Below are 23,280 nucleotides of genomic sequence, written 5' to 3' on the forward strand. Positions count from 1 at the left end.
TTTTTGTTTTATTGTGTCCCCCCCGGGGCTCCCCCTGGGGGGGCGCACACAAACAAGCCGTTGGGTGTTTGGGCCCCCCCCTGGGGGGGGGACCGCCAACCGCCGATGATTTCAACCGAGCAGGCCGCTCCTACACCACGCCGTTCGCCCGCAGCGCCGCGACCTCGTCGGCGCTCAGCCCCAGTTCCCGTAACACGTCGTCGGTCTGCGCACCGAGCCGCGGCGGCATCGCGGGCGGTGCGGTCGGTGCGCCCGTCAGGTGGACCGGGTTGCCGATCAGATCGACCGGGTTCCCCGCCGGGTCGCGGATCGTGACCTTCATGCCGCGGGCGGCCGTCTGCTCGTGGGCGAACGTGCCGGCGTAGTCGCGCACCACAGCGTGCGGCACATGCGCCTCGGACAGCCGCTTCTCCCACTCGGCGGTCGGCAGGCGTCGCATCACCTCGGCAACGCGGGGCACCACCTCAACGCGAAGCTCGACGCGCTGGCGGTTGGTGGCGAATCGCGGCTCTTCTCCCAGCTCCCCAGCACCGGCCGCGACACAGAACGCCCGCCACTGCGAGTCGTTGCCGACGTTCAGCACGAGGTAGCCGTCGGCCGTCTCGAACAATTCGTATGGGACGATCTGGAGGTGCGCGTTGCCCTGCCGCAGCGGCACCGTGCCGCTCGTGAGGTACGCCTGGGCGACGTTGACCTGCGCCGCGAGGGCGCAGTCGAGCAAACCGAGGTCGATGGCGTACCCGTGGCCGGACCGCTCGCGGGCCTTGAGGCACGCGAGGATCGCGGTCGCGGCGTACAGGCCGGTGAGGACGTCGGCGAGCGCGACGCCGACCTTGAACGGCGGCCCGGCGACCGGCCCAGTGATCCCCATGAGCCCGCTCATCGCCTGGATCGCGAAGTCGTAGCCCGGGGCGTCGCGGAGCGGCCCGGTGCGGCCGAACCCGCTGATCGAGCACGCGACGAGCCGCGGGTGCCGTGCGAGGAGTTGCTCGGGTGCCAGCCCCATCTTCTCGGCGCTGTCGGTGCGGAAGTTCTCGATGAGCACGTCGGACGTTTCGAGCAGGCGATGGAAGATCGAACTCCCATCGGGCGTGCCGATGTCGAGCGTGAGCGACCGCTTGCTCCGGTTGCACGAGAGGAAGTACGCCGACGTGCCGTCGGCGGTGAACGGCGGCCCCCAACCGCGGGTGTCGTCGCCGCTGCCCGGGCGTTCGAGTTTGACCACATCGGCCCCGAGGTCGGCGAGCAACTGCCCGCAGAACGGCCCGGCGAGGACGCGCGCGGCGTCGAGCACCCGCACCCCCGCGAGCGGCGGAACGGCATCGGTAGCGAACGGGAGCATGGTGAACCTCCACTGGTATTTTACGCCGCGGCGATCCGGTAAGCTGGAGGCATGCGAGTCCTTCACGCGAAGACGCCGCGCCCACTCGACCTGCTCGCGATCGGCTCGCAGGTGCACATCGCGGCGGCGTGTTCGGCGTTCGGCGTTCGTGGCAACGTGGACGTGTGGGATCTGGCGAGCGGTAAGCACATGACTACCGGTGCGCCGGAAACGGTCTCCGACCTTGCCTTCACTCACGGAGGTCTCTCCGCGCTCGTGGTCGAGCAAGGGCACCTCATAGCGTTCGACGTTGTGAATGAACTGAGACTCGACAAGTGCGAGCCACGGCACATTTTACCGCGGTTTGCGATGTCAGCAGACGGCTCACGGTTGTTGTCATGGGAAGGTCCATTTGATGGGGGCGGGGCCATCTGTTTGGTGGCCGAGAGCGATTTGCGATTCCACAGGGCTTGGTCCGAGCATTCGCACGGGCGGGGCAGGTTCGATGTCGCAGCTATCGATCCCAATGGGGCCAAGGCTGCCTTTGTCGAGAAGTCTACATCCAGCACCGGCAGATCAGTGCTGACCCTCTCGGTTCGGAATGCTGGTACGGGTAGCGAGTACACTTCAACCGTACTGGACCCCACAACTCGAGTTGAACAACTCCAGTTCTCCGCCGACAGCACGAAGCTCCTCGCGCGAAAATCCGGGCGCGTCGTGCAGGTGTTCGACGCCGAGACGGGTCGGCCCGCGGGCGAACTGGTGCATCCGGGGCGGCCGTATCTGAGTGGGATGGCGGTTCACCCGAACGGGACCGTCGCGTGCAGCCGCAACAACGGAACCGTGTGCCTGTGGAACCTGGAGCGGTGCGAACTCGTCCGCACGCTCGACTGGAAGCTCGGCAAGCTCGTGTCGGTCGCGTTCGCGCCGGACGGCACCGTCGGCGCGGCCGGCACCGAGGACGGGCGCGTCGTCGTGTGGGACGTGGACGCATGACCCCCGACGCCGCTGCGGAACTTGACGCGCTCCTCGCTCGCATGGCCGCGTTAAAGCGCGGCGAGCGCGTCGGGCTTCTCCCGCAGCTCCTGCCGCTGCTCGCCGAGTCGCGGGTCTCGCTCGCCACGCGCATCGCCGCGGCGGCCCGCGCCCTGCGGTTGCTCCCCGACCGCCGCCGGCCCGTGCGCCGCGTCGCCAGCGCGGTGACCGCCGGCGTGTCGTCGGGCCGGGCGGTCGAGCGGCTGCGCCAGGTGCAAAACCTGACGAAGAAGAGCCACGCGCTCGACGAGGTGATCGACGCCCGCGAGCAGCGCGTGAAGATGGCGTGCCCGCGGTGCAAGGTGAAGCTCCGCCGCGTCGAGATGGTCAAGCACCTGTGGCACGAGCACGGCCTCACCCTCGACCGCCGCACCACCCGCACCGCGAACCGCACCGCCGCCGAGTTGCTCCGGGCGTACACCGCGGGCGACACCGCGGCGCTCGACCGCATGGCCGAACTGAACGGCCCGGCCGGCCTGCGGAGCTGGATGGCCGAGACGCACGCGCCGCCCGAGGAAGTCGCCGCGCTGCTGGCGGCCGCGGGCGACCGCGGGGCCGGCCTGTGCCGCACGTGCTTCGCCGAGGTCCCCGCGTCCGTCGCACCGCTCCCGCCGCCGCTCGACCTCGCGAACGGGCGGCTCAGCGGCGACGGCTACGCGGTCAGCGTCGGCGGGAACGCCTGGGCCCGCACGGTCGCGCTCGCCACGCCGATGCAACCCGCGGCCCGCGGTCGCCTCGCGCCGTCGCCGCGGGCGATGGCAACGCTCGCCGCAACGTGCGCCCTGCTGCTCGCCGCTGCGGTGCGTGCGCCGCTCTTCGTCGGGTTCGCGCTCGCAGCGGTTGCGTATGTCTGGGTGCGGTTCGCGAGATCGCAGCGCGACGCGGACGACCGAGCGGTCGATGTCGCGTGGAACGAGTTCGCCGTGCTGCTCGCGGAGACGGAACCCGGCAGCCGCTACCTCACGCGACTGTGCCTCGCGAGCCTCGGCCGCGGTTCGCCCGAGCGCCGCGTCGATCTCCTGGCCCGGCTCGTGATCGCACCCTTCGGGACCGACGGCGAGCGCCAGCTCCTCGCGGCCGCGGCCGTGCTGCAACTCGACGACGCGGCCCGGTTCGGCGTTGACGTGGTCGCGGGCGTCGCGGGGCTGGTCGCGAGTGCGTTCGCCGGCGAGCGGCCGCCCGACTTCGCCGAACACGTCGCCGCCGCGTACCTCACCCGCGACCGGTCTGCCGGTGACGTTGCGAGGTTGCGGGTGCTCGTTCTCGCGGCCGCGTTCGGTGCGGGTCACGTCCCCCGCGACCTCGTGAAACTGTGCGCCGCGGCCCCCGCACTGCGGCGCGTCGTCCTCGCGGAACCGGCCCCGCACCTCGCGCTGCTGTTCGGCCTGTGGCGGACCCGCGACGCGCACCGCTGGCACGCCGTCGGCCACGGCAACACGGTCTTCGACACGGCCCGCACGCTCCCGCGGGACGCGGCCGACACGCTCGCGGCGTTCCCCGACCTGCTGCTGTCGCACCGCCCGGAGCGGGCCGTCGAGGACGCCGTCGGCCCGGTGTTGGTCTGCGCCCGCGGCGTCGCCGTCGCGGGGCACCTCGTCGCCGACCCCGACGCTGACGTGCGGCTCGAAAGCGGCGGGCGCGTGCTCGTGCTCGGTCGGCACCGACTCGCGGTAAGCGCGCCGCTCCCCGACGACTTCCCGGCCGTTGTGCGGCAGTGGCTCGCGTTCCGAACGGGGTGGTTGGCGGAGCTGGGTGAGGTGCCGGCGGCCCCGGTGCCCGAGGTGTCGCGGCGGCTGCTGGGGCCGCTGGTCCGCACGTGCGCGGCGTGCGGCGGTGGGGTGATCGCGGGGGCGGGCGCGATCGGCCGGGGCGGGCCGGTCAGTTGACGAGCCAGGCGGCGATGACGGCGAGGACGACGGCGGCGAGTGCGAGCACCACGAACGGCACCCGCCGCTTCTTCGGGAAGGTGTCCCGGTTCACCGAGTTCGGGTCGATGTTGATGTTGTGCCGCGACATCTTCGTCGCGGACGGCGGCTCCTCGATGGCCTCGGGGAGGTCCTCGTCGTCGGGCGGGGCGTGCTTCTTGCCGTTCGTCGCCCCCCACGGGGACGCGCCGCCCGAGGCGAACGGGCCCGGGGCCGCCGCCGGTGCGAACGGCCCCGCGGCGACGGGAACGGCGCGGCCGCCGGCGGGTGCTGCGGCGGCCGGGCGGGTGCGGCGGGCCTGGTCGGGCAGGCCGGGCATCGCCGCGACCGAGTCGGTCTTCACCACCTCGCGGGCCGCGGGGCTGAGCTGCGGCATCTCTTCGGCCGGCGGCAGCGGCACCGAGTGCGGGAGGTGGTCGTCGAGCGCGACGACCACCTGCGCCGGCGTCTGGTACCGGACCTTCGGGTCCTTGGCCATCATCTTGGCGACGACGGCGGCCAGCCCCTCGGGCACCTCCGGGCGGACGGCGCGGATCGGGGTCGGCTCCTTGGTCCGGTGCCACAGGAGCTTCTGCGACACGGTCCCGGTCGGGAACGGCGGGTGCCCGGCGAGCATGAAGTACAGGGTGCAGCCGAGCCCGTAGATGTCGGCCCGGCCGTCGACGGAGTGGCTGTTGGCGACCTGCTCGGGGGCCACGTAGTCGGCGGTGCCGAGGACGATCTTGTCGTCGTACTTCATGGTGAGCTGGTCGGCCGCGTCGCTGAGGATGCGGGCCAGCCCCATGTCGAGGATGCGGGCCACCCCCTTGCGGTCCACGATCACGTTGCCGGGCTTGATGTCGCGGTGGATGATCTTGCTGCGGAAGGCGTAGTCGAGGCCGGCGGCGACCTGCCGGGTGTAGCTCACGGCCCGGTCCACGCTCATGGCCCCGAACCCCTGGACCATGTCGAGCAGGTTGGCCCCGTCGATGTAGTCCATGATGATGAAGTGCAGGTTCCCGTCCTGGTCGATGCCGTGGGTGCGGACCACGTTCGGGTGGTCGAGCGCCGCGGCGGCCCGGGCCTCGCGCTGGAACCGGCCCAGGGCGGCCGGCTGGTCGGCCTTCGACGGGGGCAGCACCTTGATGGCGAACCGCTTCTGCGTCTCGACGTGCTGGCACAGGAACACCTGCCCCATGCCGCCGACGCCGACCCGCTCCAGCAGCTTGTACTGGCCGATGACGAACCCCCGGGACTTGCCCAGGAGGTACTGCTCGGTCTGGAAGTTGGTGAGCAGCCCGTCGCGGACGGCCGCGTCGAGGAAGTCCTGGACGGTCGGGGGGAGGCCGGCGGCGTACTTCGGCCGGCCCAGGTAAGCGTTGAGCCGCTCCTCCTCGACGACCCCGCTCCGGCGGATCAGCCCCAGCAGTTCCTCGACGGAGTTCGGCACGGACATGGGGCACCCGGCGGACGATGGGGAGTAACCGCGCTCACGGGGCGATCCGTCGGAGGTGAATGCGATTCCACCCAATCTTACGACACCGCCGGTCCCCGGGCAAACGGTCCGTCGCGACTCGGGCTGCACGGCCCGTGCCGGGCCAGGGGCCGCGGCCGGGAAACGACGCGGCCCGGGCGATTCCCCGCCCGGGCCGCGGTTCGTCGGGGCGTCGCGTTCGATTACTTCTTGCCGCCCTTGAGCTTCACTTCCGTGATCGCGCCCTTATCGGTGGTGATGTCGAGCTTCATCTTGTTGGCGACCTTCGAGGTGAGCCGCTTCTCCAGGTCCTCGAGCTTGCCTTCCTTGTCACCGACCATGACCTTCGTCTTGTCGCTGATGGTGTAGGTGGCCTCCTTGTCCCCCTCCTTCACGGTCACTTCCTTCTTCTCCTTGTCGTACTTCACGACCATGACTTCGGCGGCGGCGACCAGGCCGGCCATCAGGAACAGCACGACCACGGCGGACATTAGCTTGCGCATTGGTATCGGCTCCGGGAGAAGGAGCCGCCCGGCCGGTAAAGGCACCGGCGGGTCGGCTCGCGTCAACAGTATTCAACCCGAAACTGTCCGGGAGTCTCGCGGAAAGTGTTCAAATTGTTGGCAGGCGACGCGGGTGGCCGTTCGAGGGTCGGGCGTTTGAGGGTGCCCGCCGGTCACTCCTTGGCGGAGTCCCAGACGGCGAGCTGCGCCCCGGCGGTGACGAGGAGCCGGCCGTTGGCCGAGAACTCCACCACGGACACCGGCCCCGAGTGGCGGCGGAGCCCGACCAGTTCCAGGCCGGTGCGGACCTCCCACATCTTCACCTCGCCGGTCGCACCGCCGCTGACGAGGGTCCGACCGTCCGGGGACACGCCCAGGCCGGTGACCGCGCCGACGTGCCCGTGAAGGGCCAGTTCCTCGCGGCCGTCGAACAGGTTCCAGACGCGGACCACGCCGGAGCGGCCGGACACCGCGAGCCGCCCCCCCCCCGGAAACAGCGCGAACACGGTCCGCGCGTCGGTGGGGAGCCGCACCAGGGGCTTCGGGTCGCCGACCGCCCACGCGCCGACGTGCTCCCCGGCCGCGGCCGCGACGACCACCGGCCCCTCGCCCGAGACGCGAACGCGGCGGACCGGGTGCGGCCCCCCGCAGTCCACCGTGCCGAGCGCCTCGCCCGTCGCGACCGTCCACACCGACACCCGGCCGCGGTCGTCGCCCACGGCGATCGTCGCGCCGTCGGGGGACAGGTCCACGGCCGTTGCGGCGGCCCCGTCCGGCGGGGCGAACCGCGCCCGCACGGCGGCCGCGTTCGGCTCGCGGAGGACGGCGGCCCGGTCCCGCAGTTCGACGGCCAGCGTCGTTCCGTCGGCCCCGCCGTCCCGGAGCACCCGCAGTGCGGCGAACTTCCCGGGCACGGCCAGCTCGTCCTTGGTCCCGAACTGCCACATCAGGGACTGCGCGTCGACGGCGTTGAACCACGCCCCGTCCGGGTGGGCGGCGACGGCGGTGACGGGGGCGACGGTCGCGGCGGTGCGGTCGCGGAAGTCGGCGGGGAGCTCCCACGACCGGATGATCCCGTCGTCCCCGGCGGTGAACAGGGTCTTGCGGTCGCGGGTGGCGGCGCCGGCGCGGGTGTCGCCCGCGTCGCCGGTCTGCAACTCGGCCCACCGGCCGGACCGGAGCAGCACCCACCCGGCCCCGTCGCCGGCGGCGAACCCCTGGGGGACCGCGGCGAGCCACTCGCTCGGCCCGCGGGTACGGACGGCCCACGGGTCGGCGACGGCCATGAGGACGCCCGTGCGGCCGGCCGCGGCGTACTGGCGGCCGCCGAGGTCGAACAGCGCGGCGACGCGGCCGGCCGCGGCCCCCTCGCCGGCCTCGGGCGTCAGGTCGGCGGTGAGCCGCTGCACCTTCCCACCGGCGGTGCCGACCAGGACCGCGCCGCCGGTCTCGCACAGGGCCACGGCGGTGACCGGGTCGGCCCGGTCGAGTTGCACGGCCCGGTCCCTCGTGGCGCCGGTGAGGTCCACCCGGAGCACCTGGCCGCGGCCCGTGCCGGCGACCGCGGCGGTGCCGTCCGCGGTGACGGCGAGGCAGGTCACGTGGCGGCCCAGCGCGCGGCGGGGGGCGGCCGCGGGGCGGACGCCGCCGGCCGGGTCCACGTCCCAGCACAGGCCGGTCTCGTCCCCCTTCGCCGCGCCGACCGAGAGGAGCCGGGCGCCGCCGAGGGCGAACGCGAGGTGCGTCACCGGGCCGTCGTGGGCGCGGGCCGAGCCGAGCGGGTCGCCGGAGCCGCGGTCCCACAGGGCGACGGTGCCGTCGGCGTGGCCGCTGGCGAGCCGCGTGCCGTTGGCCGACACGGCCAGCGCCGTGACCGCCCCGGCCGGGCACACGATCATCAGCCGGTCGGCCGCGACGAGCCGGGACAGGTAGCCGAACGCGAAGTCCGTCCCCTGGCCGCCGAGCTGGGCCACGCGCCAGGCGGTGTCGAGGTGCTCCTCGGCGGCCTTGCGGTCGCCGGACCGCCACGCGAGGAACGCGGACCGCAGCGCCCGGGCGTAGTCCCGGTGCTGGTCCCCGCGGGTCCGCTGCTCCAGTTGGTGGATGTCGCGGGCGCGGGCGTCCTGGAGCTTCTTCGTCTGGACCAGGCTCATCGACCCGACGGCCAGCAGGATGGTGGCGATGGTGGTGACGGTGACGAGCGCGACGGTCTGGTCGTTGCGGCGGAGCCACCGGGCGGCGCGGCCGGCCCACTTCAGGGGGCGGGCCAGGGTCGGCTTGTCGTCGAGGAACCGCCGCAGGTCGTCGGACAGGTCGATGGCCGTGCGGTACCGCCGCGCCGGCACCCGGTGCATCGCCTTCAGGCAGATGGCCTCCAGGTCGCGGGGGACGTCCCGGCGGAGGTGCCGGGGCTGGACCAGCTTCCCGTCGATCGACTGCCGCAGCACCTCGACGTCGCTCTCGCCCTCGTAGGGGGCGCGGCCGGTGATGAGTTCGTACAGGATCACGCCCAGGGCGTACACGTCGGCGGCCGGGCCGATGTCGCCGTGCCGGGCCTGGGCCTGTTCGGGGGCCATGTACTTCGGCGTGCCGAGGATCTGGCGGGTGGTCGTCTCCGACGGGCCGCCCCGCTCCAGGAGCTTCGCCAGGCCGAAGTCCACGATCCGCGGCACGAACTGCTCGCCCCGCAGATTGACCGACCCGGCCGGCGGCTCCTGCTCGATCGGGTCCTCCTTGGTGGACTGGAGGATCACGTTGTTGGGCTTCAGGTCCCGGTGCAGCACCCCGCGGTCGTGCGCGTGCTGGACCGCCTCGGCGATGGTCGCGATGAGCCGGGCCGCCTGCCGCACGGGGACCGGGAACGCCTGCCGGTCGATCCACTCGCTGAGCGTCTGCCCCGGGCAGAACGCGGTCGCGATGTAGCAGATCGGGCCGATCTCGCCGGACTCGTACACCGGGACCAGGTTCGGGTGGTCGAACTCGGCGGCCGCGAGCGCCTCGCGGACGAGCCGGCGGCGGGCGTCCTGGCTCAGGAGCATCTCGGGCCGGGGCACCTTCAGCGCGACCTCGCGCTCGAGCTTCGGGTCGTAGGCCAGGAACACGATCCCGCACCCGCCCTTGCCGAGCTGCCGCCGGAGCTCGAACCGGCCGACCCGGTGCGGGCCGCCGGCGAGCCGGTACCGCCCGGACCGCGGGGACTGGACGACCGGGATCTGGGTCGGGTCGGTGAAGAAGTCGTCGAGGGCGACGCTGGCCTGGGAGCCGGGGAGCTGGGCCGCGGCCCGCTCGACCTGCTTGAGTTCGGCCGTCGGGACGCCGATGGTGGGGGCCTTGTCGTCCGCCCCGTCGATGTTCTGGTCGTAGGCCGCGAGCAGCCGCGCCAGGTTTTCGTCCATCACGTACGAGTCGGCTGGGTCGTTCATCCGTTCCGTGCGCCCGGTGACGTGTGACTCGGTCGGAATCGAGCAGACCAAGTTTAGCACGGCCCCGGCCCCACAGAACCCGCAAAACCTGAAAACCCCACCGGTCGGGGCCGGTATTCTGATCCGTGTGCCCGCAAGCCCGCGTCCGAGGAACCGCCGTGAAAGCGCTCGTCGTCCCGTCCGGGTTCGGCCTCGACAACCTCGCGTTCCAGGACCGGCCCGACCCGGCCCCCGGCCCCGGGCAGGTGCTCGTGCGGGTCCGGGCCGCGTCGCTGAACTACCGCGACCTGCTCGTCGCGAAGGGGGTCTACAACCCGAAGCAGAAGACCCCCCGGGTGCTCGGGTCCGACGGGGCCGGTGAGGTGGTCGCCGTCGGCCCAGGGGTGACGCGGTTCGCGGCCGGCGACCGGGTGATCGGCTGCTTCATGCAGGGGTGGCTGAGCGGCCCGATCTCGGACGCGGCGGCGAAGACCACGCTGGGCGGCGACCTCGACGGGACGCTGGCCGAGCAGGTGGTGTTCTCCGAGGCCGGGCTGGTGTCGGTGCCGGGGTCTCTGACCTTCGAGGAGGCCGCCACGCTGCCGTGCGCCGCGGTGACGGCGTGGCACGCGCTCACCGGGGCCGGGTGCGGCCCGGGGAAGACGGTGCTGCTCCAGGGGACGGGCGGCGTCTCGATCTTCGCGCTCCAGTTCGCCCGGGCGCTCGGGGCGCGGGTGCTCGTCACGTCCGGGAGCGACGAGAAGCTGAACCGGGCGCTCGACATGGGCGCGTCGGCCGGCACGAACTACCGCACCAGCCCCGCGTGGGACAAGTGGGCGCGCGAGCAGACCGACGGGACGGGCGTGGACATCGTGATCGAGGTCGGCGGGGCCGGGACGCTCGAAAGTTCGGTGAAGGCGGTGCGGCTCGGCGGGCACGTCGCGCTGATCGGGGTGCTGTCCGGGGCCGGCACGTTCAACCCGCTCCCGGTGCTGATGAAGGCGGTGCGGGTGCAGGGCGTGTTCGTCGGCTCGCGGGCGATGTTCGAGGACATGAACCGCCTGATCGCCGGGGAGGGCGTGCGGCCCGTGATCGACCGCGTGTTCCCGTTCGCCGACGCACCCGCCGCGCTCCGCTACCTCGAAAGCGGCGCGCACTTCGGGAAGGTCGTCGTGGCGGTGTGACGCGGGCAAGTGGGCATCGCAACCGAACGCAGCAATACTTTTCGCCGGGAAAGGCTCCGCATGGCCGGCCGTAGCGCTTCGGTACTCCTGCCCGCTCCGCTCACCGAACCGGACCACGCACGGCTGCGGCAGTGGCTCGAAGCGGTGAGCGGTGAGGAAGTCGCGGGCACGTTCGGCGAGTTCGATTTCCACATCGCGGATACCAGGCCGGTTGCAGGCGGTTATGTCGGCGACGGTCGGCCGTTTGCTCTTCATACCGGTCTCCAGCCGGACTGGGAGTGGGAGCCTGATGAGTTGCCCCAAGTAGCCGCCGCATTCGGCTTCACGCCCGTCGATGAGATTCTGTTGATCGCGTTCTGCAGCCGCGAAGAAGATCACCGCGTCCTGGGTGAACTGTCCGCCTGGCTCGCAGAGCAGTTCCGCGGTGTCGTCTGCTTTTGGGGCGCGCTCACCGTTTCCGTTCCGTCGGTCGTGGGGTTGGGGTACTCCGACTCCGACTGGCGCGAACTCGAACGACACTTCCGTCAGTCGATCGAGGGACTACCCGGGCGGATTGTGGGACTACCGTACGAAGCCGCGCCGGGCCGGACGTGGGTGACGCACTTTGCAGACGCGGTTTTCGCCCGAGCGTGGCTGCGGCACCCGCAGTTTCACATGACGGGGTAGGCGTTCCCCGCACGGACCCGGTGTGGTATCGTCGGGAGAGCAACGTCTACCGGGAGGTCGTGAGCGTGACCATTCAGGAACTCGGGATCGACCAGTTGAGCGTCCGCGAGCGGCTCGACCTGATCGACCTGATCTGGGACAGTCTTCCCGACCAGGTCAACCCCGACGAGGTGCCCGAGTGGCACCTGGCCGAACTCGCCAAACGCCGTGCCGACCTCGACGCCGCGCCGCGCGACGGGAAGCCGTGGCGCGAGGCGCTCGCCCGGTTCGGGAACCCGTCGTGAGCCGCCCCGTCGTCCTCCGCCGGGTGGCTGATGCCGATGTGCAATCCACCCACGACGAACTCGAGCGAGCACAGACCGGCCTGGGACTGCAGTTCGTCGCCCGCGTCCGAGAGGCATTGGAGCGAATCGAAGTCATGCCCGAGGGGTACGCGGTCGTCTGGCGGGACGTGCGAGCGGCACGGCTGAAGAAGTTCCGGCACGTCGTCTATTTCGTTGCGCTCCCCGACCGCGTAGAGGTGCTGGCCGTGGTCCACGGCTCCCGCGACGCCTACGCATGGCAATCGCGGGTGTAGTTGGGCGTTGGCACTCCGGAACTCACACTTCCCCGCCGCGCTCCGCTACCTCGAAAGTGGCGCGCACTTCGGGAAGGTCGTCGTGGCGGTGTGAGGGGGCGGGCGAGGTTTGTGGGCGGGGCGCAGCGGGCCGCCCGTGCGGACAACTTGGTGATCGATACGCGATTGCGGGTGCTTGACTGTGTGCCAGCATCGACTAGCCTTTGGGGCTGTGCTCTGAACTGGCCCCACGGAGTTGATTCGTGCACCTCATGCAAAGTGTGTTTCAGCCCCTCTTGACGATCGACCGGGTCGAGGCCGACGACGACGAGAAACGCTTCGTCCTCAAGGCGACCGGCGGCGGCTTCCTCGCCAAACTCCTCGGGCTCGGGACGAAGGCCACGGTCACCGTGAACGAGACCGGGTTCCGGCTCCAGAAGACGCGGTTCGGGTCGGACGAGGTCGTGTTCATCCCCCGCGGCCAGATCGCCACCACGGTCCGGGTGGTCGCCCGGCCGGTGGAACTCCTCGTGTTCGGGCTGAGCATGATGGGGTTGGCCGTCGTGAACCTGGGGGCGAGCCAGGTGGCGCGGGGGGGCGGCGACACGTTCGGTCCCATGGTGGCGATCTTCGCCCTCCTCGGCGTCGTGCTGCTCGTCGCCTACTTCCTCTCGAAGCGTCGGATCACGCTCGGCGTGGGAGCGACGGGGGGCACGGTCGAGTCGCTCAAGCTCAAGGCCGACGAGGACAGTCTGGAAGAGATCCGTGCGGGGATGAAGATCCTGGAGGCGTTCCTGACCGCACCGGTTTCGGCCCCCGCCGCGGTCGCGGCCCCGGCGGCCCCGTCCCGGAGCACCGCCGGGTGGGTTCCGGTCGCCGACCCCGCGGCCCCGGCGGACGCGCAGCCGGAGGCGTTCGTGGTGACGTGCGCGAGTTGCGGGTCACAAATGAACGTGCCCGCTGCGGCCGCCGGCAAGCGGGTCCGGTGCTCGTCGTGCCGCGGGGTGTTCGTGGCCGAGCGCGGCGCGTGAGATCGGGGCACCCGCCGCAGGCCGTGTCGGGTCGCCGCGGCCCGGCCGTGGGGCAACGGCGCGGGTTCACCGCTCTTCGCCGGCGACCGCGGGGTCGTCCTTCTGGCGATCGGCGTCCGACCCACTGCCCTTCGCACCGGCGTTCGCCGCGGGGGCCGGCCGGTCGTTCGGGCGGGCGGTCTGGTTGCCAGAGGTGTCGTCGCGGACCGTCCCGGACTCGGGTGCCGAAGACACGTCGTCAGAGGGGCGGCGGTTGGGGTTGTTCACGTCTGCCTCACGAAATGGGTGCGGGCGGCGCTGAAGTCGTGCGAACCCCGTGCCGCGGCCGCTCACCCCGTTTCGCCCCGCAGTTCCCGCTCCAGTTCGTCGGCCAGGTCGATCTTGCGGCCGCGCATGTCGTTGACCTCCCACCGGTCGTCGGGCTTGTCGTACAGCAGCGGCTCGCGCGTCTCCCCCTCGGGCACCGCCAGCGCCAACAGGAACGCGACGTCGTCGGTGCGAAGCGCCCGCTCGCTCGCGCCGTTCAGCTCCAGTGAGGTGACCGCCCGCGTGCGGGTCGATTCCGCCGCGCCCCGCGCCAGCGGCAGCAGGCTCATGCCGCCGGCCGGGACACCGAACAGGTCGCGGAGCGTCGGGGCGAGGTCCGGGGGTTGCGTGAACCCCGTTACGCGGCGGCACGCCTCCGCGGCCCCCGGCAGCCGCACGACCAGCGGCAGGTGGACGAGTTCCGTGTGCAGCCAGGGGCGGTGAAGGCCGACCTGCCCGTGCTCGCCGAGCGGATAGCCGAAGTCGGACGTGAGGAGCCACGCCGCACTCTGGTCGAGCCCGCGGGCCTTCAGCAACTCGAACGCCGCTCCCAGTTCCGCGTCGAGGGCCGTTACCACCGCGGCGAACGTGCTGTGCAGCCACTCCCAGGCGTCGGGGTCTTTCGCGTCGAACGGACCCGTCGGCGGGTCGGACCAGGGAGGAATCTGTGGTTGGGGGGCGGGGACCGGAGGTTGAGGGTTGGAAGCCGCGGGCTCCTCGGCGACTTCCTCGGCGTCGTCTTCGTCGGGCTCTTCCTCCGCGTCGTCGCCCTCCTCGCCCTCGACTTCGGCGTCGTCTCCGTCGGGCTCGTCCTCGTCCTCGTCCTCGTCCTCGTCCTCGTCCTCGTCCTCGTCCTCGTCCTCGGTCGCGCGTTTATCGTCCTCCTCGTCGTCGCCGCGGCCGAGGTACGCCTCGAAGATGTCCTGGCGCACGTCCCACGGCGGCAGGAGCCGGTCGGTCTCGATCCAGAGCAGCGCGTTGTCCTCGGCCGCGAAGCGGTCCAGGAGCGCCGGGAGGGTGCGGAGCAGCGCGTCGAGCGGGGAATCGTCGTCGGCCTCGGGGCGGGCGTCGAACACTTCCGCCCAGCCGGCGTAGTACCAGTCGGGACCGTCGGTGTCCGGGTGGTTGGCCCGCACCAGCACGGTGCGCACGCCCGCGGTGCCGAGCGCGTCGAGGAGCCCGCCGCCGAGCCACGCGGCCGACGCCGCGGCCGGGTCGGGCCGGTCGCTGGTGTGGCGGTCGAACACGACCGCCTCGGCCGCGAGGCGGTCGAGGTGCGGGGTGCCGACCCACTCGTTACCGTAGGCCCCGAGGCAACCCGCCGGGCACCCGCGCAAGACGAAGACGATGGCTTTCATACCCCACGGATTCTAGCCGACCCGTGGAGGTTCGGCCCGCCGGCCGTATGAAGAAGCAGAGGACAGACGCCTTCGGCGGCACAGATCAGTGGCCCGAAGACAGGGGACGAACGGCGCAGCGGATGACCGCCGACTGGCCTCCGGCCCCTGCCGCCGAAGGCGCTGTCCTCTGAGGCCGACGGCCGATTTCGCACCACGGGGAGACGCGCGTGCTGGGTCCGATCTTCATGCGGGAGGTGGTGACGGTCCCCCGGCGGGCCGGGCACCACGCGGGCCGGGCCGCGGTCGTCGGCCTGCTCGCGATCCTCGGCGTCACCACGTGGCAGGCGACCGTCGGGTTCGCCCGCGACGCCACGCTCGGCGAGACCGCCGCGTTCGGCCTGCTCCTGTTCCAGATCGTCGCGTTCGTGCAACTGCTCCTCACCCTGTTCTTCGCCGCGATGTCCGCCGCCGGGGCGGTGTCGCAGGAGAAGGACCGCCGCACGTTCATCCTGCTGCTCCTCACCGACATGCGGGACTACGAGATCGTGCTCGGCAAGCTCCTCGGCTCGCTGCTCCCGATCCTCACGCAGATCCTCGTCACCGCCCCGGTGCTGTCGCTGCTCCTGTTCCTCGGCGGCATCGACCCCGAGCAGGTGCTGCAAACGGTCCTGGTGCTCGCCGCGTCCGCGGTCGCGGCCGGGTCGCTCGGCGGGCTCGTCGCGCTGTGGCGGGAGCGGACGTTCCAGGCGCTCGCGCTGGCGGTGCTGTTCCTGGTGCTCTACGTGTGCGTGGTGCAGGCGCTCGGGGCCGTCGGGCCGGCCCTCGACCCGGACGCCGACTGGTTCCAGGTGCAGGCGTGGCTCGACCCGTTCGTGACGATGCAGTCGGTCCTCGCGCCGCCGGCCGAGGGGTGGGGCGCGCTGGCCCCGGCCTACGGGTTCGTTCTGGTAATGGTCGGGTGGTGCGCCGTGCTCAACGGCATCGGCATCTGGAAGCTGCGGAAGTGGAACCCGAGCGGCGAGCCGATCATGCAGCGCGAGGGGGCCGACGCCACGCTCGACACCGACGAGTCGATCGAGGTGGAGAAGCGGGCCAAGGCGCACGCGGCCCCGGGCGCGCTCCGCGAGGTGTGGGCGAACCCGGTGCTGTGGCGCGAGGTCCGCACGCTCGCCTACGGCCGCCGCCCGCTGCTCGTGAAACTCGCGTACGGCACCGTGCTGGCCATGATCCTGTACTTCGCCGTGACCGAGCTGAACCGCCCCGGCGGGCGGCCGTCGTTCGCCGCGGCCTACGGCATGGTGCCGGTCGTGGTGCTGAGCCTGCTCCTCGTCGCGGCGCAGGCGGCCACGTCGATCACCTCCGAGCGGGACACCGGCGCGCTCGACGTGCTGCTCGTCACCGACATCTCGCCGCGGGAGTTCGTGTTCGGGAAGATCTGGGGCGTCGTGTACAACTGCAAGGAGTACCTGATCCCCCCGCTGATACTCGCGCTGTTCTACGCGGTCCGCGGGGCGCTCGCCCGGACCGGGCCGGGGGCCGGGGCCGGCGAGGTGGCCGAGGCGAACTTCGGCCCGCTCGTCGCCGTGTGCGGGGCCGTCGCCGTGCTGTTCGCCTTCGCCATCGTGCTGGGCCTGCACGTCTCCCTGCGGGTCATCAACAGCCGGCTCGCGATCGGGAACACGCTGGGCACCGTGTTCTTCCTGTCCGTCGGCACGCTGATCTGCATCTACCTCATCGTCGTCAACGGCGGCAGCTTCGCGAACCAGTGGTTGAGCTTCATTTCGTTCCTCGTCCTGGGTATCGGCGGGCTGCTGTACGTGCTGAGTGCCGACCGGCCGTCGCAGGCGCTGACGCTCGCGAGCGTGCTGTGCCCGGTCGCGATGTTCTACTGCGTGGCGAACATCCTCATCGCCAAGCCCGGGACCGACGAGTCGGCCGACCCTTTGGTGCCGTTCCTCGCACTCGGCGGCGCGTTCGGGGTGGCGATCGCGGCGATGCTGGTCCCGCTCCTGAGCGAGTTCGACGTGTCCCTCGGCCGCACCACGCAGCCGAACGAGGAGTAAGATGAAGCGATGGGACGCGGATGAAGCGGATGAAAGAGGGATGAAGAGGATCTGAAGCGACCGTTCTTCAGAGAACAGACCGGCTTTGATCCGCTTCATCCTGCCTGTTATCCGCTTCATCCGCGTGCAATCGCTTCGCCGCCTCTCCGCGTTCGGGTCGAAGGGTGAACTCCGAGGCTTTCCTGATGAACCGACTCGTTTCGCTCTTCGTCGTTCTCGCGCTCGTTGCACCGCTCCGTGCCGCCGAGCCGAAGGGGTTCCCCGACGCGAAGCACGGCAAGGGCGAGTTGCGGCGGGTCGACGGCGTGCCGGTCCTGCTGCTGAAGGGGACGCCGGCCGAGATGGGCGAGCAGTTCGGCGTGCTGGCGATCAAGAACGCCCCCGACGTCGACGGCATGCACAAGGCGTTCCTCAAGGACGCGGGCCTCGAGAAGCGGTACACGCTCCTCGCCACGATGGCCTCGCTGCTCAAGCCGAACTTTCCCAAGCACGTCGCCACCGAGGTCGAGGCCGCCGCGAAGGCCGCGGACCGGGACCTCTCGCTCCTGCTGTTCGCCAACACCGTCGCGGACCTGTCGAGCGGCATGGGGTGCTCGACCGTCGTGGTCGAGACGGGCCGCAGCGCGACCGGCAAGCCGCTGCTCGGCCGCAACTTCGACTGGCTCCCGACGAAGGGGATCACCGAGCACACGCTCGTCGTCGTCTACAAGGGCGAAGGAAAGCGGGCGTTCGCGGCCGTCACGGTCGCGCCGATCGCGGGGGTCATTAGCGGGATGAACGATGCCGGCCTGTCGGTCACCATCAACGAGATCGGCATCGCGGCCAGCAAGGACAAGCCGCGGTTCAACTGGAAGGGCACCCCGCTCCTGTTCATGTTCCGCCGCGTGCTCGAGGAGTGCGCGACGGTCGGCGAGGCCGAGAAGTTGGTCCGCGAGATGGCCCGCACGACGACGTGCTGCATGACGATCTGCGACAAGGCCGGCGGGGCGGTGTTCGAGGTGACGCCGGCGACCGTCGCGGTGCGGGCGGCCGAGAACGGCGTGACGTGCTGCACGAACCACTTCCGCAGCGACGCGCTCTGCACCGACGACACGTGCTGGCGCTACACGAAGCTCGCCCCGCTCCAGGCGAGGGGCGCCGGCAAGCTCGGCGTGCCCGACGTGTTCGCGGAACTCGACAAGGTGAACCAGCGGACGCACACGCTCCAGAGCATGGTGTTCGAGCCGGCCGACCGCGTGCTCCACCTCGCGTACGGCCCCGGCCCCGCGACCAAGCTCAAGCCCCACCCCCTCGACCTCGGCAAGCTGTTCGACGAGAAGTGAACCGACCGCCTCAGCGCCCGACCGCGCTCAGCGGCTCGGGCCGCCCGGCGGGGGCCACGATCCCCTCGCAGAACTGATCGACCGCCCGCGAGAACTCGGTCCGCCTCTCCAGCAGGCCCATGTGGCGGGCCGGCGCGAGGGTGACGAGCCGCGCCCCCGGCACGGCGAGCGCGATCCGCTCGCTCGCCTCCGGGACCGTCGTGGTGTCCTTGTCCGCCGAGACCACGAGCGTCGGCACCGTCACCCGCGGCGGCGCGTCGGTCGCGTCGTACCGGAACATGCCGAGCGTGCCGCGGGCGACGACGGCCGGCGACGCCTTCACCATGTAGCGGGTGACGAACTCCAGGTCGCCCTTCGTCTCGGTCCCCGCGAACAGGCCGCGGTGGTTCGACCAGTGGGCCGACCCGTTCAGATAGCTCAGCACGTGCAGCAACCGCACGACCGGTGCCAGCGCGATGCTGAGGTGGCACAGGGGCTCCAGAACCGGCTTCTGGATGGCCGGGAGCAGCCACGTCGGGACCTTCGTGAAGACCGGGTTGGTGTCGGTCGTGTGGACGAGCACGAGGCCCGAGACGCGGGACCCGAGCGCCTCGGGGAACAGCTTACAGAAGGTCAGGATGATCATGCCGCCGATGCTGTGCCCGAGCAGCACGGCCGGCCGCCCGCCCGCGAGTTCTAGCACCGCCTCCAGGTCGTGGGCCATCCGTTCGAGCGAGTAGTCGCGGTCGCCGGGTTCCGTGGAGAGGCCCAGCCCGGGCAGGTCCCAGGCGATGAGGCGGTACTTCGAGCCCAGGTCCTTCTTGAGGTAGTTCCACTCGGTGGCGTCGCCGCCCCACCCGTGCGTGAGGACAATCGGCGGGGCGTCGGGCGGGCCGTAGAACTCGACGTTCAGCACGGCACCGTCCGGCCGGCGGATCTGGGTCCGCTCGCCGCCGCGCTCGTGCCGGGGCTCGTCACCCCCGCGGCGGAGCCAGAGCTTCGGGGTCAGGAAGCTGCCGCCGAGGTTCCACAGCATCAGCCCGGCGCCGCCGGCGAGCAGGGCCGTCGCGGCGTCCCACCCGGGCCGCCACGCCCCGACCCGATCGCGGAACGTTTCCAGGGGCCGGGTTTCGACCGCGACCCGATCGCCCTGCCGGACCTCGACCGCCTCCTCCCGAGGCAGGCGGTCCGCCCAGCCGAGCAACAGGTAGACGGACGCGCCAATCATGGCGAGGGCCAGGAGCCCCCGGAACCAGACGCCGAACGGAACGAAGATCATCGCGCACCCGGGTGGCTCAATTGCGTGGTCCCGCCCGGGGACTGCACCTGCACGCCGCGTGCCGCGGGAGGGCGTGTGGAAGGGGGCCGCGGGACCGTCGCGGCGGGTCAGTCGAACCACTCGTCGGCCTCGTCGAACGGCGGGACGACGACGTTGAGGATCGTCATCCGGCCGACCGCACGGTGCCGCACGCCGGGCGGGATCATGATTGCGGTACCGACCGAAACCGGCACCCGTTCGCCGTCCAGTTCGATCGCGGCCCCCGGCTCGCACTCCAGCACGTAGTACGTCTCGGTCTGCACCTTGTGGTAGTGCGTCCGGGCGTCGGCGAGGATCTCGGTGCGGTGGACGCTCGCGGGCGCGCCGGGCACGTCGGCGAACGCGCGCCGCGCCCACCCGCACGGGCACCTCACGGGCGGGATCGCGTTCACATCAGCAACAGTCGGCTTCACGGCGGACTCCGGGAGGGGCACGCATCAGTTTACGCCGGCCGCCCCCCACCGGGCGACCCAAGACTCGCTCGCGCGGCCGCGGCGCGAAACTGCGGTTTACAGGCGCGCTTCCGGCAGCGTATGACTCCGGTTCGTTTCCGTGACCCGAGGGCGACCCGGTGAGTACACGCCTGCTGCCGCTGCTGCTGCCGTTGCTCCTCGTGGGGTGCGAGTCGGACGCCGCACCGCCGCCCGCACCAGCGGCCCCTCCGCCAGTGATGGGCACGGCGTTCGACCCCGCGGCGTGCGGCACCGTCACCGGCCGGGTGACCTGGGCCGGCCCGGTCCCGGCGGTCGGCGACTTCCCGAACCACCGCCCGAAGCCCGACGGCACCTACGCCTACCAGATGGCGAAGAACCCGCACGCCCCGCGGGTCGACGAGAAGTCGAAGGGGTTGGCCGGGGCGGTCGTGTGGCTCCAGGGAATCGACCCGGCGCGGGCGCGGCCGTGGGACCACCCGCCCGCGGCCGTCGAGGTGGGGAACCAGACGATCACCGTCGTCCAGGGCGAGCGCCGCCGGCGGGTCGGGTTCGTGCGCCGGGGCGACGCGGTCGCGGTCTCGTCGGTCGAGCCGGCGTACCACGTCCTCCGGGGCCGCGGCGACGCCTTCTTCAGCCTGACCCTGCCGGAACCCGGTAAGCCGGTGACCCGCACGCTCGACGCCGCGGGCCGGGTGGAACTGTCGAGCGGGGCCGGGCTGTACTGGATGCGGGCGAACCTGTTCGTGGCCGAGCACCCGTACTACGCGGTGACGAACGCCGAGGGCCGGTTCAAGCTGGAGCAGGTGCCGGCCGGGCCGGTGACGGTCGTGGTGTGGCACCCGAACTGGGAGGCGGCCCGGTTCGAGCGCGACCCGGACAGCACGATGATCACCCGCATGGTCTACAAGCCGCCGCTGGAGCGCGCGACCCCGGCCGCCGTGGCACCCGGCGCGACCGCGGACGTGAGCGTGACGCTCCCCTGAACAGGTGCCGGCGCGCCCGGAATCGCGGGGCTCCGAAGATCTTCACTTGCGTTCGGCCGAGCCGCCGGGTGAAAATGTGGCCGTTCCCCGGCGAATCGCCCCGGCCGTCCACATTCTCCCAACCCGGTGCGTCATGCTCTGCCGTGCCCTCCGCCCCCTCGCGGGTTGCCTCGCGCTGCTCCTGACCGCCTCCACCGCCTCCGCACAGATCACCTGGAGTTCGGCTTACTCGGACGGCACCATCGGGGTCGGAGGGACCGGGTTCGCGGACCCGACCGCAGCGGGGAGTTCGACCGTCGGGCAGCTTCGGCGCGATTCCGTCAACGCGGCGGTCGGCTATTGGAACACCATCCTCGACGGCCGCGGTAACTTGCCGATCAACTGGAACACCTCGCTCAACATCGACATCAGCGGAGGGGGAACGCTCGGCTCATTCGGAGCGGGCAGTTCCTCGGGGTTCACCTCGAAGGGGTACTTCATGGGCGGGCCGATGTACGAGCGTGCGCGGAGTGACGCTTCGTTTACGCCCGGGGCGGCCGGTTCAGGACAGATCAACTTCCACCCGTCTGCGACGTGGCACTATGCCGTGCCCGGCACGAACACGACGCTGAACTCCGGAACCTTTGACCTGGTCACCGTCCTCGTCCACGAGATCGGCCACGGTCTCGGCTTCGCGAGTGGCGTCACGGATCACATGACCGGACGAGGCGGGAACCCCGGTGCTGTGACCGTTGGAACAACACCGGACTGGTACAGCACCTACGATCGGTGGTTGCAACGGGGGAACGGCAGTTTCGCATCGTCGGCACTGATGCGAACGGACGTGACCCAATCGACCCACGGCACGTTTGCCGGCCCCGCCTCGACGTTCACCGGCGGGAACGAGAACTCCACCGGCAGCAACCCCTCGAACAACACGACCACCGGGTTGTACTTCGGTGGCCCGATGGCGCGAGAAGTGTATGGTGGCCCGGTCCCTCTGTTCTCCCCGGAATCCTTCCAGGGCGGTTCCAGCATCAGCCACGTCAACGCGTCCCCGCTTGGCGTCATGAACTGGGCAGTCGACAGCAACACGGTGCGGCGGCTCCAGCCGTATGAGATCGGAATGCTGCTCGACATGGGCTGGAACGTCTACAACTGGGACGGGTCGTCGGCGAACTGGAAGGACGGCGTCGGCGAGAGCACGTTCACGCTCGGCGACTCGAAGTGGCGGACGGACAAGGGCATCGTGCTTTCGGCGGCTGGGAATGCGTCCTACAACACCAACACCGCACAGGCCCAGGCGCCGGTCCTGCCGCCGTCGGGGCAGGTCACGTCGAACATCGTGCTGAACTTCGGCGGCAGCGGGAGCGGTTCCTACACGACCACCAACGACATCGGCACCGTGCGCGTCGCGCGGCTCAACCTGAACAGCTCCTCGTCGGCCACCAACACCATCGCCGGCGGCACGCTCACCTTCGGACTCAACCTCGACGGCACCGCCAGCGTCCTCGCCCCCAAGATCGTGCAGCAGGGCTCCGGCGCGTTCACAATCAGCTCGAACATCGTCACCAACAACGTCGCGACCTTCACCACATCCGCCAGCGAGGGGAGTGTCACGTTCCCCGGGTCGCCCGGCCTCACCATCGACGGCATGGGGAGCGGGCGGGTGACCATCAGCGGCGTCGTCAGCGGCGGGATCAGCGATAACGGTGGGTTCGGCGAATCGACCGCGACCGGGTCGCTCACCAAGGGCGGCACGTTCACCGCCGTTCTCACCGGCAACAACACCTACGGCGGCGGCACCACCGTCACCGCGGGAGTGCTGCTCGTCAACGGCCAGACGGGGAGCAACTCCGGCACCGGCACGGGGGCGGTCGTCGTGAACGGCGGCTCCCTCGGCGGCACGGGCCGCGTCGGTGGGAGCGTCACCGTGAACACCGGCGGCAACCTCGCCCCGGGGGACGGCGGCGTGGGAACGCTCACCATCGGCGACGGCCTCACCTTCGCCGGCGGGTCCAACCTCACGCTCGAACTGAACGGCAACACCGCGGCCAACTACGACCGGCTCCGCGTCTCCGGCGGGTCGGTGAACCTGGGCGGCGCGGCGCTGCTCGCCAGCCTCGGCTACGCGCCGCAGGCCGCTGACAAGCTCTACATCCTGGACAACGATCCGGGCGTCTCCGTAACCGGCACGTTCAACAACCTCGCGCAGGGGCAGTCGTTCCAACTCGGCGCGGCGACGGCGTACATCTCGTACGCGGGCGACGCCGGGCTCGGCTCCCTCACCGGGGGCAACGACGTGGTCATCGCGTTCTCGCCGGTCCCGGTCCCCGAGCCCGCGGCGGTGCTGGGCGTCGCATGTCTGGCCCTGCTCCTGGGCCGCGCCGCGTGGCGGCGGTACGCGGCCGCCGATCTCGCGGCGTGACCATTCCCCGGCGGCCCCTTGCCTTTCCCCGTGCGGCGGGTCACAATACCGCT

Annotated in this window: 19 protein-coding genes; 11 read left to right on the plus strand and 8 right to left on the minus strand. The window is 71.4% G+C overall.

What is annotated here, in order from left to right:
• Positions 1-130: 130 nt before the first annotated feature.
• The gene (locus ACTIGN_RS19065) at positions 131-1,342 is read right to left on the minus strand and encodes a CaiB/BaiF CoA transferase family protein (RefSeq protein WP_439626697.1); all 1,212 of its coding nucleotides are present in this window, start codon (positions 1,340-1,342) and stop codon (positions 131-133) included.
• Positions 1,343-1,393: 51 nt separating this feature from the next.
• On the opposite strand from ACTIGN_RS19065, the gene ACTIGN_RS19070 reads away from it, so the two are divergent.
• Positions 1,394-2,317 carry a WD40 repeat domain-containing protein gene (locus tag ACTIGN_RS19070; RefSeq protein WP_439626699.1) on the plus strand — a complete coding sequence of 308 codons (924 nt, stop codon included), beginning with the start codon at positions 1,394-1,396 and terminating at the stop codon, positions 2,315-2,317.
• Positions 2,314-4,242, plus strand: coding sequence for a hypothetical protein (locus ACTIGN_RS19075; RefSeq protein WP_439626701.1), 1,929 nt, complete (start codon positions 2,314-2,316; stop codon positions 4,240-4,242). The genes ACTIGN_RS19070 and ACTIGN_RS19075 overlap by 4 nt, the downstream gene beginning before the upstream one ends.
• Here the strand turns inward: ACTIGN_RS19075 and ACTIGN_RS19080 are convergent.
• The 3 genes from ACTIGN_RS19080 to ACTIGN_RS19090 form a co-directional block, all read right to left on the minus strand.
• Positions 4,235-5,716, minus strand: coding sequence for a serine/threonine protein kinase (locus tag ACTIGN_RS19080; RefSeq protein WP_439626703.1), 1,482 nt, complete (start codon positions 5,714-5,716; stop codon positions 4,235-4,237). The two genes, ACTIGN_RS19075 and ACTIGN_RS19080, sit on opposite strands and share 8 nt — an antisense overlap.
• A gap of 221 nt (positions 5,717-5,937) precedes the next feature.
• Complete coding sequence (locus ACTIGN_RS19085; RefSeq protein ID WP_439626705.1) at positions 5,938-6,237, minus strand: hypothetical protein; 300 nt, start codon at positions 6,235-6,237, stop codon at positions 5,938-5,940.
• Between the two features lie 173 nt (positions 6,238-6,410).
• Positions 6,411-9,659 (minus strand): WD40 repeat domain-containing serine/threonine protein kinase, encoded by a 3,249-nt coding sequence (locus ACTIGN_RS19090; protein ID WP_439626707.1) that lies wholly within the window; start codon positions 9,657-9,659, stop codon positions 6,411-6,413.
• A 158-nt stretch (positions 9,660-9,817) separates the two neighbouring features.
• Here ACTIGN_RS19090 and ACTIGN_RS19095 point away from each other — a divergent pair, with 158 nt between their 5' ends.
• From ACTIGN_RS19095 to ACTIGN_RS19115, 5 genes are all read left to right on the plus strand, one after another.
• A complete protein-coding gene (locus ACTIGN_RS19095; protein ID WP_439626709.1) occupies positions 9,818-10,822 on the plus strand; it encodes a zinc-dependent alcohol dehydrogenase family protein in 1,005 nt (334 codons plus the stop codon).
• 9 nt (positions 10,823-10,831) lie between these two features.
• Complete coding sequence (locus ACTIGN_RS19100; protein WP_439626711.1) at positions 10,832-11,488, plus strand: DUF6368 family protein; 657 nt, start codon at positions 10,832-10,834, stop codon at positions 11,486-11,488.
• A 65-nt stretch (positions 11,489-11,553) separates the two neighbouring features.
• Positions 11,554-11,772 (plus strand): addiction module protein, encoded by a 219-nt coding sequence (locus ACTIGN_RS19105; protein WP_439626713.1) that lies wholly within the window; start codon positions 11,554-11,556, stop codon positions 11,770-11,772.
• Positions 11,769-12,065: a type II toxin-antitoxin system RelE/ParE family toxin gene (locus tag ACTIGN_RS19110; RefSeq protein WP_439626715.1), complete on the plus strand. Its 297-nt coding sequence runs from the start codon at positions 11,769-11,771 to the stop codon at positions 12,063-12,065. The genes ACTIGN_RS19105 and ACTIGN_RS19110 overlap by 4 nt, the downstream gene beginning before the upstream one ends.
• Before the next feature lie 242 nt (positions 12,066-12,307).
• Entirely contained in the window at positions 12,308-13,075 is a 768-nt protein-coding gene (locus ACTIGN_RS19115) for a hypothetical protein (protein WP_439626717.1), read from the plus strand.
• A gap of 66 nt (positions 13,076-13,141) precedes the next feature.
• Here ACTIGN_RS19115 and ACTIGN_RS19120 read toward each other — a convergent pair whose 3' ends face one another.
• Together ACTIGN_RS19120 and ACTIGN_RS19125 are read right to left on the minus strand one after the other, a co-directional pair.
• Positions 13,142-13,342, minus strand: coding sequence for a hypothetical protein (locus ACTIGN_RS19120; RefSeq protein WP_439626719.1), 201 nt, complete (start codon positions 13,340-13,342; stop codon positions 13,142-13,144).
• A gap of 62 nt (positions 13,343-13,404) precedes the next feature.
• Positions 13,405-14,739 (minus strand): sulfatase-like hydrolase/transferase, encoded by a 1,335-nt coding sequence (locus ACTIGN_RS19125; RefSeq protein WP_439626721.1) that lies wholly within the window; start codon positions 14,737-14,739, stop codon positions 13,405-13,407.
• A gap of 209 nt (positions 14,740-14,948) precedes the next feature.
• On the opposite strand from ACTIGN_RS19125, the gene ACTIGN_RS19130 reads away from it, so the two are divergent.
• A complete protein-coding gene (locus ACTIGN_RS19130; RefSeq protein WP_439626723.1) occupies positions 14,949-16,784 on the plus strand; it encodes an ABC transporter permease subunit in 1,836 nt (611 codons plus the stop codon).
• A 185-nt stretch (positions 16,785-16,969) separates the two neighbouring features.
• Positions 16,970-18,106 (plus strand): C45 family autoproteolytic acyltransferase/hydolase, encoded by a 1,137-nt coding sequence (locus ACTIGN_RS19135; protein ID WP_439626725.1) that lies wholly within the window; start codon positions 16,970-16,972, stop codon positions 18,104-18,106.
• 10 nt (positions 18,107-18,116) lie between these two features.
• On the opposite strand, the gene ACTIGN_RS19140 is transcribed toward ACTIGN_RS19135, so the two are convergent.
• Positions 18,117-19,364 (minus strand): alpha/beta fold hydrolase, encoded by a 1,248-nt coding sequence (locus tag ACTIGN_RS19140; protein ID WP_439626727.1) that lies wholly within the window; start codon positions 19,362-19,364, stop codon positions 18,117-18,119.
• A 107-nt stretch (positions 19,365-19,471) separates the two neighbouring features.
• Entirely contained in the window at positions 19,472-19,816 is a 345-nt protein-coding gene (locus ACTIGN_RS19145; protein WP_439626729.1) for a cupin domain-containing protein, read from the minus strand.
• Between the two features lie 158 nt (positions 19,817-19,974).
• On the opposite strand from ACTIGN_RS19145, the gene ACTIGN_RS19150 reads away from it, so the two are divergent.
• Positions 19,975-20,820, plus strand: a complete 846-nt coding sequence (locus ACTIGN_RS19150) for a hypothetical protein (protein ID WP_439626731.1) — start codon at positions 19,975-19,977, stop codon at positions 20,818-20,820.
• A 133-nt stretch (positions 20,821-20,953) separates the two neighbouring features.
• Positions 20,954-23,227 carry a beta strand repeat-containing protein gene (locus tag ACTIGN_RS19155; protein ID WP_439626733.1) on the plus strand — a complete coding sequence of 758 codons (2,274 nt, stop codon included), beginning with the start codon at positions 20,954-20,956 and terminating at the stop codon, positions 23,225-23,227.
• The last annotated feature ends 53 nt before the right edge of the window (positions 23,228-23,280 follow it).

This window comes from Gemmata sp. (assembly GCF_051859125.1).
Classification (GTDB): Bacteria; Planctomycetota; Planctomycetia; order Gemmatales; family Gemmataceae; genus Gemmata.